Source organism: Agrococcus jenensis (assembly GCF_003752465.1).
Classification (GTDB): Bacteria; Actinomycetota; Actinomycetes; order Actinomycetales; family Microbacteriaceae; genus Agrococcus; species Agrococcus jenensis.
Window position 1 is genome coordinate 2,010,121 of the sequence record NZ_RKHJ01000001.1, and the last position, 16,070, is coordinate 2,026,190.

The 16,070-nt window shown below is 72.0% G+C and carries 17 protein-coding genes; 13 read left to right on the plus strand and 4 right to left on the minus strand.

Annotated features, from left to right (window positions below; all coding sequences use genetic code 11):
* The first annotated feature begins 43 nt into the window (after positions 1 to 43).
* The 11 genes from EDD26_RS09900 to der all read left to right on the plus strand — a co-directional run bounded on the left by EDD26_RS09900 (position 44) and on the right by der (position 10,627).
* Complete coding sequence (locus EDD26_RS09900) at positions 44 to 1,708, plus strand: CTP synthase (protein ID WP_170165604.1); 1,665 nt, start codon at positions 44 to 46, stop codon at positions 1,706 to 1,708.
* On the plus strand, positions 1,708 to 2,334 hold the full coding sequence (locus tag EDD26_RS09905; RefSeq protein WP_123697563.1) for an NUDIX domain-containing protein: 627 nt from the start codon (positions 1,708 to 1,710) through the stop codon (positions 2,332 to 2,334). Before EDD26_RS09900 ends, EDD26_RS09905 begins: the two co-directional genes overlap by 1 nt.
* A complete protein-coding gene (locus tag EDD26_RS09910) occupies positions 2,331 to 3,221 on the plus strand; it encodes a site-specific tyrosine recombinase XerD (protein ID WP_123697564.1) in 891 nt (296 codons plus the stop codon). Before EDD26_RS09905 ends, EDD26_RS09910 begins: the two co-directional genes overlap by 4 nt.
* 12 nt (positions 3,222 to 3,233) lie before the next feature.
* On the plus strand, positions 3,234 to 4,259 hold the full coding sequence (locus EDD26_RS09915) for a 1-aminocyclopropane-1-carboxylate deaminase (RefSeq protein ID WP_123697565.1): 1,026 nt from the start codon (positions 3,234 to 3,236) through the stop codon (positions 4,257 to 4,259).
* A gap of 117 nt (positions 4,260 to 4,376) precedes the next feature.
* Entirely contained in the window at positions 4,377 to 5,225 is an 849-nt protein-coding gene (locus tag EDD26_RS09920; protein ID WP_123698533.1) for a ParA family protein, read from the plus strand.
* A complete protein-coding gene (locus EDD26_RS09925; protein ID WP_123697566.1) occupies positions 5,209 to 6,018 on the plus strand; it encodes a segregation and condensation protein A in 810 nt (269 codons plus the stop codon). Before EDD26_RS09920 ends, EDD26_RS09925 begins: the two co-directional genes overlap by 17 nt.
* Positions 6,005 to 6,604, plus strand: a complete 600-nt coding sequence (scpB, locus tag EDD26_RS09930) for an SMC-Scp complex subunit ScpB (RefSeq protein WP_123697567.1) — start codon at positions 6,005 to 6,007, stop codon at positions 6,602 to 6,604. Before EDD26_RS09925 ends, scpB begins: the two co-directional genes overlap by 14 nt.
* A complete protein-coding gene (locus EDD26_RS09935; RefSeq protein ID WP_245989845.1) occupies positions 6,601 to 7,353 on the plus strand; it encodes a pseudouridine synthase in 753 nt (250 codons plus the stop codon). The genes scpB and EDD26_RS09935 overlap by 4 nt, the downstream gene beginning before the upstream one ends.
* A 31-nt stretch (positions 7,354 to 7,384) precedes the next feature.
* A complete protein-coding gene (locus EDD26_RS09940; protein ID WP_245989846.1) occupies positions 7,385 to 8,464 on the plus strand; it encodes a prephenate dehydrogenase in 1,080 nt (359 codons plus the stop codon).
* Positions 8,461 to 9,129: a (d)CMP kinase gene (cmk, locus tag EDD26_RS09945; protein WP_123697568.1), complete on the plus strand. Its 669-nt coding sequence runs from the start codon at positions 8,461 to 8,463 to the stop codon at positions 9,127 to 9,129. Before EDD26_RS09940 ends, cmk begins: the two co-directional genes overlap by 4 nt.
* A complete protein-coding gene (gene der, locus EDD26_RS09950; protein WP_123697569.1) occupies positions 9,122 to 10,627 on the plus strand; it encodes a ribosome biogenesis GTPase Der in 1,506 nt (501 codons plus the stop codon). Before cmk ends, der begins: the two co-directional genes overlap by 8 nt.
* A 53-nt stretch (positions 10,628 to 10,680) precedes the next feature.
* On the opposite strand, the gene pdxY is transcribed toward der, so the two are convergent.
* The 4 genes from pdxY to EDD26_RS09970 are packed head-to-tail and all read right to left on the minus strand — an operon-like array spanning position 10,681 to position 13,560.
* Entirely contained in the window at positions 10,681 to 11,532 is an 852-nt protein-coding gene (gene pdxY / locus EDD26_RS09955; RefSeq protein ID WP_123697570.1) for a pyridoxal kinase PdxY, read from the minus strand.
* On the minus strand, positions 11,529 to 12,047 hold the full coding sequence (locus EDD26_RS09960) for a DUF2017 family protein (protein WP_123697571.1): 519 nt from the start codon (positions 12,045 to 12,047) through the stop codon (positions 11,529 to 11,531). Before EDD26_RS09960 ends, pdxY begins: the two co-directional genes overlap by 4 nt.
* Positions 12,044 to 12,301, minus strand: a complete 258-nt coding sequence (locus tag EDD26_RS09965; RefSeq protein ID WP_123697572.1) for an ATP-dependent Clp protease adaptor ClpS — start codon at positions 12,299 to 12,301, stop codon at positions 12,044 to 12,046. The genes EDD26_RS09960 and EDD26_RS09965 overlap by 4 nt, the downstream gene beginning before the upstream one ends.
* Entirely contained in the window at positions 12,298 to 13,560 is a 1,263-nt protein-coding gene (locus EDD26_RS09970; RefSeq protein ID WP_123697573.1) for an MFS transporter, read from the minus strand. The genes EDD26_RS09965 and EDD26_RS09970 overlap by 4 nt, the downstream gene beginning before the upstream one ends.
* A gap of 97 nt (positions 13,561 to 13,657) precedes the next feature.
* On the opposite strand from EDD26_RS09970, the gene EDD26_RS09975 reads away from it, so the two are divergent.
* The gene (locus EDD26_RS09975) at positions 13,658 to 14,455 is read left to right on the plus strand and encodes a siderophore-interacting protein (protein WP_123697574.1); all 798 of its coding nucleotides are present in this window, start codon (positions 13,658 to 13,660) and stop codon (positions 14,453 to 14,455) included.
* A gap of 106 nt (positions 14,456 to 14,561) precedes the next feature.
* Positions 14,562 to 16,004: a glyceraldehyde-3-phosphate dehydrogenase gene (locus EDD26_RS09980; protein ID WP_123697575.1), complete on the plus strand. Its 1,443-nt coding sequence runs from the start codon at positions 14,562 to 14,564 to the stop codon at positions 16,002 to 16,004.
* Positions 16,005 to 16,070: the final 66 nt, after the last annotated feature.

The window sequence follows — 16,070 nt, forward strand, 5'->3', positions numbered from 1 at the left end:
GCCCGTGAACCAAAGTGCAAACGGGACCGCCGCCAGACCCAAGGTGACCAAGCAGATCTTCGTCACGGGTGGTGTCGTCTCGTCGCTCGGCAAGGGGCTCACCGCCGCATCGCTCGGCAACCTCCTCACCGCTCGCGGCCTGCACGTCGTGATGCAGAAGCTGGATCCGTACCTCAACGTCGACCCCGGCACGATGAACCCGTTCCAGCACGGCGAGGTCTTCGTGACCGACGACGGCGCCGAGACCGACCTCGACATCGGCCACTACGAGCGCTTCCTCGACGTGAACCTGTCGCAGGCGGCCAACGTCACCACCGGGCAGATCTACTCGCGCGTCATCGAGCGCGAGCGCCGCGGCGAGTACCTCGGCGACACCGTGCAGGTCATCCCGCACATCTCCGACGAGATCAAGCGCCGCATGCGCCTGCAGTCGGAGGGCGACCCGCAGCCCGACGTCATCATCACCGAGATCGGCGGCACGGTCGGCGACATCGAGTCGCAGCCGTTCATCGAGTCGGCCCGCCAGATCCGCCACGAGCTCGGCCGCGGCAACGTCTTCTTCGTGCACGTCTCGCTCGTGCCGTTCCTGGGCGCGTCCGGCGAGCAGAAGACGAAGCCGACGCAGCACTCGGTCGCGACGCTCCGCTCGATCGGCATCCAGCCCGACGCGCTCGTGCTGCGCAGCGACCGCCCGGTCTCCGACTCGAACCGCAAGAAGATCGCGCTCATGTGCGACGTCGAGGAGGAGGCGGTCGTCAACGCGATCGACAAGCCCTCGATCTACGACATCCCCACCATGCTCACCGAGCAGGGCCTCGACACCTACATCATCCAGCAGCTCGGCCTCACGGCCGGCGACATCGACTGGTCGCGCTGGCAGCCGGTGCTCGACAACGTGCACCAGCCCAAGCACGAGGTGACGATCGGCCTCGTCGGCAAGTACATCGACCTGCCGGACGCCTACCTGTCGGTGACCGAGGCGGTCAAGGCCGGCGGATTCGCGAACCAGTCGAAGGTCAACGTGAGGTGGGTGCGCTCCGACGACTGCGAGACGCCCGAGGGCGCTGCGGCCGCGCTCGGCGACCTCGACGGCATCATCATCCCGGGCGGCTTCGGCATCCGCGGCATCGAGGGCAAGCTCGGCGCGCTCAAGTTCACGCGCGAGAACGAGATCCCCACGCTCGGCATCTGCCTCGGCCTGCAGTGCATGGTCATCGAGGCGGCGCGCAACCTCGCCGGCATCGAGGGCGCGTCGTCGACCGAGTTCGACGAGGCCACGCCCGCGCCCGTCATCGCGACGATGGCGGAGCAGGAGCAGCACATCCACGGCGGCGACCTGGGCGGCACGATGCGCCTCGGCCTCTACGAGGCGAAGCTCGCCGAGGGCTCGCTCGCCGCTCGCCTCTACGGCGAGGAGGTCTCGCACGAGCGCCACCGCCACCGCTACGAGGTGAACAACGCCTACCGCGAGGAGATCGGCGCCGCAGGGCTCGCGTTCAGCGGGCTGTCGCCCGACGGCACGCTCGTCGAGTACGTCGAGCTGCCCGGCCACCCGTTCTACATCGCCACGCAGGCGCACCCGGAGCTGCGCAGCCGGCCGAACCGAGCGCATCCGCTCTTCCGCGGCCTCGTCGCGGCGGCGCTCGACCGCCAGCGCGCGTCGAAGCTGTTCGACGAGACCGACGAGACCGACGCGGCGACGGACTGATGCTCGCCGACTCGCTCGGGGCGCAGCCCGTGCTCGCGCGCGAGCGGCTCTTCGACGGCCGGGTGTGGGACGTCGAGGCACAGGAGTTCGAGCTCGGCGGCACCCGCATCCGCCGCGAGGTCGTCGTGCACCCGGGTGCCGTCGCGATCGCGGCGGTCAACGAGCGCGACGAGCTCATGCTCGTGCACCAGTACCGGCATCCCGCCGGCGGCACGCTCTGGGAGCTGCCGGCAGGGCTCCTCGACGTGGATGGCGAGGACCCGCTCGACGCCGCCAAGCGCGAGCTCGCCGAGGAGACCGACCTCGCGGCAGACGGCTGGCAGACGCTGCTCGACGTCTCGACGAGCGGTGGCGGCTCGACCGAGATCATCCGCGTCTACCTCGCGACCGACGTGCGCGAGCTGCCCGACGCCTTCGACCGCTTCCACGAGGAGGCCGAGATGGAGCGGCGCTGGGTGCCGCTCGACGAGATCGTCGAGGCGGCGCTCGCGATGCGGATCCACAACGCGACCCTGCTGTCGGCGGCGCTCGCGCTCGCGGCGATGCGCACGGGCGGCGGCACGGCGCACCTGCTCGCCGCACACCCCGTCGACGTGCCGTTCGACTGGCATCCGCTGCACCGGTGAGCCCCCAGCAGGCCGTCGAGCGGCTGCTGCGGCAGCTGGCGATCGAGCGCGGCCTGTCGAAGCACACGGTCGCCGCCTACCGGCGCGACCTCACCGGCTACCTCGAGGTGCTCGAGGCGCGCGGCGTGAAGGATGCGTCGACGATCTCTGCCGATGACGTCGCCGCCTTCCGCTCGTCCCTCGCCGACCGCGGCCTCGCCGCATCGTCGGTGGCGCGGCACCTGTCGGCCGTGAAGGCGCTGCACCGCTGGCTCGTCGACGAGCGCGTCGCCACCGACGACGTCGCGAAGGACCAGCGCCCGCCGAAGCTGCCGTCCCGGCTGCCGAAGGGGATCTCGGTGTCGCAGATGCAGCGGCTGCTCGACACGGTGGTCGGCGACGACCCCGCCTCGCTCCGCGACCGCGCGCTGCTCGAGCTGCTCTACGCGACCGGCGCCCGCATCTCGGAGCTCATCGCGCTCGACGTCGACGACATCGGCGAGTCGCTCGTGAAGGTCACCGGCAAGGGCGGCAAGCAGCGGCTCGTGCCGGTCGGCTCGTTCGCGCGCGCCGCCACGGATGCGTGGCTCGTGCGGGGGAGGGCGGCGCTCGCCGCGAACGGGCGCGGCACGCCCGCGCTGCTGCTCGGCGCCCGCGGCGGCCGCCTCAGCCGCCAGGCGGCGTGGGAGGTCATCCAGCGCGTCGCCGAGGAGGCGGAGGTGCCGCACGTCTCGCCGCACACCTTCCGGCACTCGTTCGCGACGCACCTGCTCGAGGGCGGCGCCGACGTGCGCGTCGTGCAGGAGCTGCTCGGGCACGCGTCCGTCGCGACGACGCAGATCTACACACACGTGACCGCGGACACGCTGCGCGACATGTACACGACCGCGCATCCGAGGGCTCGCTAGATACCATCGGCCATGGCCATCACGGACTTCGACCGCTACCCGCTGACGTTCGGGCCGAGCCCGGTGCATCCGCTCGAGAACCTCACGAAGCACCTCGGCGGCGCCGCCATCTGGGCGAAGCGCGAGGACGTGAGCTCAGGGCTCGCGTTCGGCGGCAACAAGACCCGCAAGCTCGAGTACATCGTGCCCGACGTGATCGCCTCGGGCGCCGACACGCTCGTCTCGATCGGCGGCGTCCAGTCGAACCACACGCGCCAGGTCGCGGCGGTGGCCGCGAAGCTCGGCCTCAAGTGCCGGCTCGTGCAGGAGCGGTGGGTCGAGTGGGACGACCCGGTGAACGACAAGGTCGGCAACCTGCTGCTCTCGCGCATCATGGGCGCCGACAGCCGGCTCGACCCGGCCGGCTTCGACATCGGCATCCGCGACTCCTGGGAGGACGCGCTGCGCGAGGTCGAGGAGTCGGGCGGCACGCCGTACGGCATCCCGGCGGGCGCGAGCGAGCATCCGCTCGGCGGCCTCGGCTTCGCGAGCTGGGCCTACGAGGTGGCCGAGCAGGAGCGCGGGCTCGGCGTCTTCTTCGACACGATCGTGGTCTGCACCGTCACCGGCTCGACGCACGCGGGGATGATCGCCGGCTTCGCGGCGCTCGAGGACGCCGGCGGCCGGCCGCGGCGCGTGATCGGCATCGACGCATCCGCGACCATCGAGAAGACCCGCGACCAGGTCGCGCGCATCGCCCGGCACACCGCCGCGCTGATCGGTCTCGAGCGCGAGCTGCGCGACGACGAGATCCTGGTGCTCGAGGGGTGGGCGGGCGACCTCTACGGCATCCCCGTCGCGTCGACGATCGACGCGATCCTCACCTCCGGCCGCACGGAGGCGATGATCATCGACCCCGTGTACGAGGGCAAGTCGATGGCCGGCCTCATCGACCTCGTGCGCTCCGGCGACATCCCGCGCGACTCGACGGTGCTGTACGCCCACCTCGGCGGGCAGCCGGCGCTCAACGCCTACTCCGGCGTCTTCCCGTGGAGCTGAGCGCTCCCTGAGGCTCAACCAGAGGTTGAGATACACGCCGCGACGGCCTGCGCGGCGAAGCGGCCGGGCGTTCCTAGACTCGGAGGCGTGAGCACGCGCAACGAGACCCTGGCCGGCATGGAGGCGCCCGCGCTCGGGCCGACCGGGCGCCCGATGCGCGACTTCCCGGAGCCGAAGCCGCTGCGCAGCCACGGCCCCGCGCGCATCGTGACGATGTGCAACCAGAAGGGCGGCGTCGGCAAGACGACGACGAGCATCAACCTGGGCGCCGCCGTCGCCGAGTACGGCCGCCGCGTGCTGGCCATCGACTTCGATCCGCAGGGCGCGCTGAGCGCGGGCCTCGGCGTCGACAACCACGACGCGACCACCATCTACGACCTGCTGCTGAACCCGCGCCTCGACCCCAAGGACGCCATCCAGCACACGAGCGTCGAGGGCCTCGACGTCATCCCCGCGAACATCGACCTCTCGGCCGCCGAGGTGCACCTCGTCAACGAGGTCGCGCGCGAGCAGATCCTCGCCCGCGTGCTGCGCCGGGTCGCCGACGACTACGACCTCATCCTCATCGACTGCCAGCCCTCGCTCGGCCTGCTGACGGTGAACGCGCTCACGGCCGCGCACGGCGTGCTCATCCCGCTCGAGAGCGAGTTCTTCGCGCTCCGCGGCGTCGCGCTCCTCAAGGAGACGATCGACAAGGTGCAGGACCGCCTGAACCCCGCGCTGCAGCTCGACGGCATCCTGGTCACCATGTACGACGCCCGCACGCTGCACGCGCGCGAGGTCATGGATCGCGTGGTGGGGGCGTTCGGCGACATCGTGCTCGAGACCGTCATCCGCCGCACGGTGAAGTTCCCGGACGCATCCGTCGCCGGCCAGCCCGTCACCCAGTTCGCGCCCGAGCATGCGGCCGCCGAGGCGCACCGCCAGCTCGCGCGCGAGCTGATCGCCCGTGGCGCGATCGCCTGACGAGGACGAGCGCGGCTTCCGCCTCGCGCTCGACAACTTCGACGGGCCGTTCGACCTGCTGCTGACGCTCATCGGCAACCGGTCGATGGACGTGACCGAGATCTCGCTCGGCCGCGTCACGAACGAGTTCATCGCCTACGTGCGCACGCTCGACACGCACGAGGAGCTCGAGCAGGCGAGCGAGTTCATCGTCGTCGCCGCGACCCTGCTCGACCTCAAGATCGCCTCGCTGCTGCCCGCCGGCGACGTCGTCGACAGCGAGGACGTCGCGCTGCTCGAGGCGCGCGACCTGCTGTTCGCACGGCTGCTGCAGTACCGCGCCTTCAAGCAGGCGGCGCTCTGGATGTCGGAGCGCATCGGCGAGGAGTCGAACCGCCACGCGCGCTCGGTGCGGCTCGAGGAGCGGTTCCGGCAGCGCACGCCGGAGCTCAAGTGGACGCTCTCGGCCGACGACTTCGCGGCCCTCGCGCTGCTCGCGCTCACGCCGAAGGAGCTGCCGACGGTCGGCCTCGCGCACCTGCACGCGCCGCTCGTCTCGATCCGCGAGCAGGCCGCGCACATCGTGGCGCGGCTGCGGCAGTCGGGCACGACCACCTTCCGCGAGCTCATCGCCGGCGAGGCGACGCGCGGCGTCATCGTCGCGCGCTTCCTCGCCGTGCTCGAGCTCTACCGCCACGCCGCCGTCACCTTCGAGCAGCTCGAGCCGCTCGGCGAGCTCTCGATCAGCTGGACCGGCCACGACTTCCGCGACGAGGACCTCGTCGCGCTGGGGGCAGACTATGACCATGCATGAGACGGATGCGGCGACGGACGAGGCGGTCGTCGATCGTTCGCACCTGCCGCTCGAGCGTCGCATCGAGGCGATCCTCATGGTCGCCGACGAGCCGCAGGGCGCCGTGCACCTCGCGACCGCGCTGCGCGCGCCGGTGCAGGACGTCAAGGCCGCGATCGAGGCGCTCCGCGCCGACTACGACGGGCGCGGCGACGGTCCGGAGCGTGGCTTCGAGCTGCGCGAGGTCGGTGGCGGCTGGCGCGTGTACGTGCGCGCCGCCTATGACGTCGACGCGGCCGACTTCGTGCTCACGCAGCAGCCGACCCGGCTGTCGCAGGCGGCGCTCGAGACGCTCGCCGTGATCGCCTACAAGCAGCCCATCACGCGCGGCGCCGTCGCCGCCATCCGCGCCGTCAACGTCGACTCGGTCGTGCGCACCCTGCTCGGGCGCGGCCTCATCCGCGAGGCGTTCGCCGACGCCGAGACGGGTGCGATCCACTACGAGACCAGCGAGCTGCTGCTGACGCAGCTCGGCCTCAACTCGCTCGACGAGCTGCCGCCGATCTCGCCGCTGCTGCCCGACGGCGAAGAGGAGCTGAGCCTGTGACCCCCACCGATCCGAGCGCCGAGGGCGAGCGCCTGCAGAAGGTGCTCGCCGCCGCCGGCGTGGCGAGCCGTCGCGTCGTCGAGGACATGATCGTCGCCGGCCGCATCTCGGTCGATGGGGCCGTCGTGACCGAGCTCGGCAGCCGCATCCGCCCCGACGCGCAGGTGCTCGTCGACGGCACGGCCATCCAGCTCGACGCGACCAAGCGCTACCTCATGCTCAACAAGCCGACCGGGGTCGTCTCGACCATGGCCGACGAGCAGGGGCGGCCGGACCTGCGCGAGTTCACGGACCCGATCGAGGAGCGCGTCTACAACGTCGGCAGGCTCGACACCGACACCTCCGGCCTGCTGCTGCTCACGAACGACGGCGAGCTCGCGCACGTGCTCGCGCATCCGTCGTTCGGGGTCGAGAAGACCTACGTCGCGAAGGTGCGCGGCACGGTCGACCAGCGGGTCATCCGCCGGCTGCTCGACGGCTTCGAGCTCGACGACGGCGAGATCCACGCCGACGCGGCGCGGCTCGTCGGCACGCCGTCGCGCGGGCACTCGATGGTCGAGCTGACGCTCCACTCCGGCCGCAACCGCATCGTGCGCCGGATGCTCGACCACGTCGGCCACCCGGTGGTCGAGCTCGTGCGGCGCAGCTTCGGCCCGCTGCACCTCGGCACGCTGCGGTCGGGGCAGGTGCGGGAACTCACTACCATGGAACGCGGCGCCATCCTCACGATCTCGAGGTCGCAGCGCTGACCCCCCACCCCACCGCCTGCGAGGAGCACTCGTGACCCACCGCCTGCGCGGCCCCGTGCGCATCGTCGGCACCGGGCTGCTCGGAACGTCGATCGGCCTGGGCCTCGCCGCGCGCGGCGTCGAGGTGCAGCTCGCCGACGCGAGCCCGACCGCGATGCGGCTCGCCGCCGACTACGGCGCCGGCCGCCTCGCCGAGCGGGGCGACCGCCCTGAGCTCATCGTCGTCGCCGTGCCGCCGGACGTCACCGCGCAGGTCGTCGCCGCGGAGCTCGCGGCGTTCCCGGACGCCGTCGTCACCGACGTCGCGTCGGTCAAGGCCGTGCCGCTCGCGCAGCTGCGCGAGCTCGGCGCCGACATCAGCCGCTACCTCGGCTCCCATCCGATGGCCGGGCGCGAGCGCTCCGGTGCGCTCGCCGGCTCCGGCGACCTGTTCGTCGGGCGCCCGTGGGTGATCGCCGGCCATGACGCCATCTCCTACGAGCGCGGCAGCCTCGTCGACGACCTCATCCTCGACCTCGGCGCGGTGCCGATCGAGTCGAGCCCCGACGAGCACGACCGGTCGGTCGCGATCATCAGCCACGTGCCGCAGCTCGTCTCGTCGCTCATGGCGGCGCGCCTCGCCGACGCGCCCGACGAGGCGCTCCGGCTCGCGGGCGGCGGCGTGCGCGACGTCACGCGCGTCGCGGCGAGCGACCCGGCGCTGTGGATCCAGATCCTCGGCGCGAACGCGCCCGCGGTCGTCGAGCAGCTGCGCGCGCTGCAGGTCGACCTCGCGACGCTCGTCGCCGCGCTCGACGACGTCGACGCCGCCGGCAGCCGCAAGGCCGTCGCGGATGCGCTGCGGGCGGGCAACGAGGGCGTCGCGCGGCTCCCCGGCAAGCACGGCACGCACACGCGGTTCACGCGCGTGCAGGTGCGCGTCGACGACCGCCCCGGCCAGCTCGCGCGGCTGCTCGTCGACATCGGCGACGCGGGCGTGAACCTGGAGGACGTGCGGATGGACCACGCGGAGGGCGCCCAGTTCGGCGTCGCCGAGATCACGGTGCTGCCCGAGGCCGTCGTGCACCTGCACGACGCGCTCGAGGCGCTCGGCTGGCAGGTCGTCGCATGAGCCGATCGAGCACGGTCGTCGCGATCGACGGGCCCGCGGGCAGCGGCAAGTCGTCGGTCGCGCGCGCGGTCGCGCGCGAGCTCGGCTTCCGCTTCCTCGACACCGGCGCCGCCTACCGGGCGATCGCCTGGCTCGTGCTCGAGCGCGGCGGCTCGACCGACGACGAGCCGACCGTCATCGCGGCCCTCGAGGGGCTCGACGTCGACGTCACCGTCGACGCGGCCGGTCAGCGCGTCACGATCGCGGGCCACGACGTGACCGAGCCGATCCGCACCGAGCGCATCTCCGCCGCAGTCTCGGGCGTGGCCCGCGTGCAGGCCGTGCGCGCCGCCGTCAACGAGCGCTTCCGCGCGATCATCCGCGACGCCGAGCCCGGCATCGTCGCGGAGGGTCGCGACATCACCACCGTCGTCGCGCCCGACGCCGACGTGCGGGTGCTGCTCACCGCCGACGAGGCCGTGCGCATCCGTCGCCGCTTCGGCGACGTGGGCGGCGACCACCAGCAGGTCGGCGCCAGGCTGACCGCCCGCGACGCCGCCGACTCGACGGTGTCCGACTTCATGACCGCAGCCGACGGCGTGACCGTCGTCGACTCCACCGACCTGACCTTCGACGAGACGGTCGAGGCCATCGTGCGCCTCGTGACCGAGGAGAGCCATGACTGACGAGAACTTCGCGTCCGACGACGCCATCGACGCCACCGACGCCACTGACCCGGCCGAGACCGAGGAGGCACGCGTCTCCGCGCTGCGCGCCGGCCTCGCCGACTACGAGCTCGACGACGAGGACGCCGCCCTCCTCGACCTGGCCGACGCGGGCCCTGACGCGATCCGCATCATGCCGGCGCTGCCGGTGCTCGCGATCGTCGGCCGCCCGAACGTGGGCAAGTCCGCGCTCGTGAACCGCATCCTCGGCCGCCGCGAGGCCGTCGTCGAGGACACGCCGGGCGTGACGCGCGACCGCGTCTCCTACAAGGCGGAGTGGTCCGGTCGCCAGTTCACGCTCGTCGACACGGGCGGGTGGGAGCCCGACGCGCGCGGCATCGACAAGTCGGTCGCGCAGCAGGCCGAGATCGCCGTCGACCTCGCCGACGCGGTGCTCTTCGTCGTCGACGTCAACGTCGGCCCGACCTCGACCGACGAGCACGTCGTGCGGATGCTGCGTCAGTCGAACCGGCCCGTGCTGCTGGTCGCCAACAAGTCCGACGACGCGCGCAAGGACCTCGAGGCCTCGTCGCTGTGGAGCCTCGGCCTCGGCGAGCCGATCCCGGTCTCGGCCGTGCACGGCCGCGGCGTCGCCGACATGCTCGACCTCGCGATGGAGAAGCTGCCCGAGATCTCGGCGGTCGCGAAGGAGGAGATCGGCGGACCCCGCCGCGTCGCCATCCTCGGACGCCCGAACGTCGGCAAGTCGAGCCTGCTCAACAAGGCGGCCGGCGAGGAGCGGGTCGTCGTCAACGAGATGGCGGGCACGACGCGCGACCCCGTCGACGAGCAGATCGAGCTCGGCGGCCGGGTGTGGCGCTTCGTCGACACGGCAGGCATCCGCCGCCGGGTGCACCTGCAGCAGGGTGCCGACTTCTACGCGACGCTGCGCACGCAGGCCGCGCTCGAGAAGGCCGAGGTCGCGGTCGTGATGCTCGACGTCACGGAGCCGCTCTCGGAGCAGGACGTGCGCATCGTCGACCTCGTGCTCGAGTCGGGCCGCGCGCTCGTGCTCGCCTTCAACAAGTGGGACCAGCTCGACGACGAGCGCCGGCGCTACCTCGAGCGCGAGATCGAGCAGGACCTCGCGCACGTCGACTGGGCGCCGCGCGTGAACATCTCGGCGCGCACCGGCCGCCACCTCGAGAAGCTCGTGCCCGCGCTCGAGCAGGCGCTCGAGTCGTGGGACACGCGCATCCCGACGGGCAAGCTCAACGCCTTCATCGCCGAGATCGTCGCCGCCCACCCGCACCCGCTGCGCGGCGGCAAGCAGCCGCGCATCCTCTTCGCGACGCAGGCCTCGACCAGGCCGCCGACCTTCGTGCTCTTCACGACGGGCTTCCTCGACCCGCAGTACCGCCGCTTCATCACGCGTCGCCTGCGCGAGGACTACGGCTTCGAAGGGTCGCCGATCCAGGTGAACATGCGCGTGCGCGAGAAGCGCGAGCGCCGCACGTAGGTCGTCTCGATACGCGGCCGGCTTCGCCGGCTGCTACTCGACGAGCGTGACCGCTAGCGCACCTGCCGCGCGCGGAACTGCATCCGCGGGTGCGCGAACGCGTCCTGCGCCTGCACGAGGCGCAGCTCGCGCTCGCCCGAGTCGAGCGTCGCCTGCAGCAGGTCGAAGACGCTCGACGCGGTGCGCTCGAGCGCCGTCGCGGCCGAGCCGGTCTCGCGGTAGAGCGCGGTGAAGACGGCGCTCGTGACGTCGCCCGAGCCGTTCGCCTTGAACGGCAGGCGGGGCGTCTGCAGGATCCAGGCGCCCTCGTCGTCGACGGCGAGCATCTCGATGGTGTCGTCCTCGCGGTCGGGCCGCAGCACGCTCGTGACGAGCACCGTGCGGGGCCCGAGGTCGCGCACGCGGTCGGCAGACTCGAGCGTCGAGTCGATCGTGTCGGGCGACGTCTCGGTCATGAAGCCGAGCTCGAACTGGTTCGGCGTGAGGATGTCGGCGTGGGGGAGCGCCTTCTCGCGGATGAGCGGCGGGATCGTCGGCGCGACGAAGCAGCCGGAGGTGGCGTTGCCCATCACGGGATCGCACGTGTAGGTCGCCGACGGGTTCGCGGCCTTGACTCGCGCGACCGCGTCGATGACGACGTCGACGATCTCCTCGCCGCCCAGGTAGCCCGAGAGCACACCGTCGACGGTGCCGAGCACGCCGCGGTCCTCGATGCCCTGCACGACGGCGCGCACGTCGTCGGCCGGGATGAGCGGGCCGCCCCACGAGCCGTAGCCCGTGTGGTTCGAGAAGTTGACGGTGAGCACGGGCCACACCTCGTGGCCGATGCGCTGGAGCGGGAAGACGGCGGCGGAGTTGCCGACGTGGCCGTAGGCGACGTGCGACTGGATCGACAGGAACCTCATCCCTGCATCCTCCCATCCAGCGCCTCGAGCAGCGTCCCCTGCACGAAGCCGACCCAGTCGATCACGTCGCGCAGCTGCGCGATGTCGTCGTCGGTGACGTCGTCGGGCAGCTCCGCCCTGTCCTGCCCGGTGCGCACGTGCAGCACGAGCCGCACCTCGCCGAGCGCGCGCAGCCACGCATCCGCGCCCGCCGCGTCGACCTCGATGCGCACGACGTCGCCGCCCTCCTCGGTCGGCAGCGCCGACTCGAGGTCGACGACCATGCGGGTCATCGACTGCATGCGCGCGTAGGCGATGTCGCCGGAGGCGAAGCGGCGGAACTCGGCCGCGTCGGCGGCATCCTCGTAGGCGTCCGGGTAGAGCCGGGCCATCACGGGGTCGGACTCGACGGCCGTGCGGTCGATGACGGCGCGGTGCAGCCCGAGCACCTGGCGGCCGAGCGTCGCGAGCATGTCGGCCTCCTCCGCGAGCATCGAGCACGCGGCGCCGTCGCCGTCGGTCTGCCAGGACTTCACGAGGCGGCCCGCTCGAGCGTCGCGAGCAGCCCGTCGCCGTGGAGGCCGGCGACGTGCATCTCCTGCTCCTCGCGGGCGCCGTGCGCGACGACGGCGCGGCCGTCGCGCTGCGCGAGCTCCATGAGCTCGAGCGCACGCTCGCGGGTGAGGCCGAACCGGTGCATCAGCACATGCACGACGTAGGGCTGCAGCGTCACCTCGTCGTCCCACAGCACGGTCGACCAGGTGTCGCTGGGCTGCTCGACCTCGCTCATCGGTCGATCACCTCGATGCCCGCGGTGGTGGGCCCGAGTACGGTGGCGACGATCGAGTGCGCGGCGGTGTCCGGGCCGCGGTCGACGCGCAGGCTCCAGAGCGCGAGCGCGAAGCCGATGGCGGCGAGCACGACGCCGAGCCACGCGGGCGCGAGGTAGCCGAAGCCCGCCGCGATGACCGCGCCGCCGAGCGCCGCGCCGAGCGCGTTGCCCACGTTGAAGGCCGCGTGGTTCGTCGCGGCGCCCAGCAGCTCGGCCTCGCCAGCGGTGCGGATGATGCGGGCCTGGATGGTCGGGATCAGCGCGGAGCTCGAGCCGCCGAAGCAGAAGGCGAGCACGTAGAGCGCGACCGGCATCGCGCCGAGCAGCGCGAGCAGCACGAGCGTGACGATGAAGAGCGGGAACGCGGTCATGATCGTGCGGCGGATGCTCTTGTCGCTCGCCCAGCCGCCGATGATGTTGCCGATCGTCATGCCGAGGCCGACGGTCGCGAGCAGCCAGGCGATCGCCGACTCCGGGAGCAGCGCCACGCGCGTGACGATCTCGGCCGCGTAGGAGTAGACGGCGAAGAAGCCGCCGAAGCCGATGCACGCGACGGCGATCATGAGCCACAGCCGCGGGTTGCGGAAGGCCGTGAGCTCGCGGCGCGCGCTGCGCGTCGGGTCGCCGGGGACGCGCGGCAGGAAGGCGAGCGCGAGGGCGAGCGTGGCGGCGAAGATCACGGCGACCGCGACGTAGGTCCAGCGCCAGCCGGCGACCTGGCCGAGCCAGGTGCCGAGCGGCACGCCGATCACGTTCGCGATCGTGAGGCCCGAGAGCGCGAGCGCGACGCCGGCGCCCTGCCTGCCGGGCCCCATGATGCGCGCCGCGAGCAGGGAGGCGACGCCGAAGTAGGCGCCGTGCGGGATCGCGGCGAGGAAGCGGCTGACGAGCGTGAGCTCGAAGGTGGGCATGAGCCCGCTCGCGAGGTTGGCGACGGCGAACGCGGCGACGAGCAGCAGCACGAGCGTGCGCTGCGACATCCGCGCCGCCCAGATCGACACGAGCGGGGCGCCCACGACGACACCGAGCGCGTAGGCGGTGATGATCCAGCCGGCGTGGGCGATGCCCGACGCCGGATCGGCGCCGAAGCCCGGCACGAGGTCGGCCGCGACGAGCGGGAGGATGCCCATGGTCGCGAACTCGGTGGTGCCGATGCCGAATCCGCCGAGCGCGAGGGTGAAGAGCGCGGCGAGGCGTCGAGGGGGAGTGAGCTGCATTCCCTCGATCGTACGGCGGTCCCGACCCTTTGCTACATTGTCAGGTAAGGCTTGCCTCACCTGAGGCGCACCACAGGATGAAGCACCGAGGAGCATCATGGCGGGACCAGAGCGCGTCGCAGCAGTCGCACCGAAGTTCGTCGAGCTCGAGGTGCTCAGCAACCAGCAGGTGTCGCCGCACATCCGTCGCGTCACCCTCGGTGGCGACGAGGTGCACGCGATGACGCCGCAGGGCTACGACCAGTGGTTCCGCTTCTTCATGCGCCGCGAGGACCAGGACGAGCTGCGCGTGCCGAAGAGCCCGTCGACCTGGTTCCCGCAGTACCTGGCGATGCGCGCATCGCACCGGCCGTGGATCCGCAACTACACGGTGCGCGACTTCCGCCTCGACTCCGGCGAGCTCGACATCGACTTCGTCTGCCACGAGGACCCGGGCCCCGGCGCCGCGTGGGCGATCGCCGCGCGGCCGGGCGAGCGCGCCGTGCTGCTCGACGAGGGCCTGCTCTACAACGACGACGGCCTCGAGGGCGAGGTGCTCATGGTCGGCGACGAGTCGGTGCTGCCGGCGATCGCGGGCATCTGCGGCTCGCTCGCCGACGACGCGCGCGGCACCGCGGTCATCGAGATCGGCCACCGCGACGACATCCAGGACTTCGCCCGCCCGGCCGGCATCGACATCCGCTGGGTCGAGCGCGGCGACGTGCGCGAGGGCCAGGCGGCGCTCGAGGAGCTGCGCGGCCTGCGGATGCCCGAGGAGTTCGGCTACGCGTACAACGCTGGCGAGCAGTCGCTCGCGACCGGCGCCCGCCGCCACCTCGTGCGCGACCGCGGCATCGACAAGCGCCGCATCACGTTCACCGGCTACTGGAAGCTCGGCAAGTCCTACGTCGACTGAGCGGTGCGGGGGAAAGTTCCGCGGAACTTTCACCACGGTGACGTTGCACGCATCCTGACCCCCGGATCGGCCCGAGCGGCCTCACGGGCTTGCCTATCGTGAAGACGTGCCCACGACGTCATCCACCGCAGTCGACACCGCCCACCAGGCGTGGCTCGACCGCCTCGCCCTCGCAGAGTCCGCGGTGCCGATCCTCGGCCGCCTGTACCGGGAGCGCGACGTCGTCACGCACGTGCACGGCAAGAAGCTCGTCAACCAGTCGCCGGTCGACATCCTGAAGGCCCACCGGTGGGCCCGCCGCGTCGACGAGCGCGTGCTGAGCATCGACGACTCGATCCGCGTGCTGCGCATCGTCGACGAGCTCGGCCTCCGAGGCATCTCCCTCGACCTGGGGCTGATCCTCGGCGAAGCGCCGGCGGACGGCTTCGAGGCATGGGTGCGCGAGCACGTCGCCGAGCTGCCGTCGTGGTCGCAGGACGACTCGACCGACGTCGTGCTCTACGGCTTCGGCCGCATCGGTCGCCTGCTCGCCCGCATCCTCATCGGTCACGCCGGCAGCGGCCTGGGGCTGCGCCTGCGCGCGATCGTGGTGCGCCGCGGCGGCGAGGACGACCTCGAGAAGCGCGCGAGCCTGCTGCGCCGCGACTCCGTGCACGGCGCCTTCCAGGGGACGATCGAGATCGACCGCGAGGCGTCGACGATCCTCGCGAACGGCACGCTCATCCAGGTCATCTACTCCGACGACCCGACCACGGTCGACTACGCGGCGCACGGCATCGACCGCGCGATCGTCGTGGACAACACCGGCCGGTGGCGCGACGAGGCCGGGCTCGCCCAGCACCTGCAGCGCCCGGGCGTCGAGCGCGTCGTGCTGACCGCGCCCGGCAAGAGCCCGCTCAAGAACATCGTCTTCGGCGTCAACCACGACGACATCGCGGCGACCGACACCATCGTCACCGCGGCGTCGTGCACGACGAACGCGATCACGCCGGTGCTGCAGGTCGTCCACGAGGCGTACGGCATCGAGCACGGCCACGTCGAGACGGTGCACTCGTACACGAACGACCAGAACCTCATCGACAACTTCCACAAGGGCGCGCGCCGCGGCCGCTCGGCGGCGCTCAACATGGTGCTCACCGAGACCGGCGCGGCGAAGGCGGTCGCGAAGGCGCTGCCCGCCCTCGAGGGCAAGCTGACGGGCAACGCGATCCGCGTGCCGACGCCCGACGTGTCGATGGCGATCCTCAACCTGACGCTCGAGCGGCCCGTCGCCCGCGACCAGGTGAACGAGCTGCTGCGGCAGACGTCGCTCACCGGCGCGCTGCGGGCGCAGATCGACTTCACCGACTCCGCCGAGGTCGTCTCCACCGACTTCGTCGGCAACAACCGGGCAGGCATCGTCGACGGCCTCGCGACGATCGCGACGGGCCGGCACCTCGTGCTCTACGTCTGGTACGACAACGAGTACGGCTACTCGTCGCAGGTCGTGCGCGTGATCGAGCACATGGCCGACCAGATGGCCAAGGCGCGGCAGCTGCTGCCCGCCTGACACAGACTTGCCGCCGTCGGGACTCTCCTGGGTGGAGGCCCGACGGCGGCAAACCCCCTCCTCGTC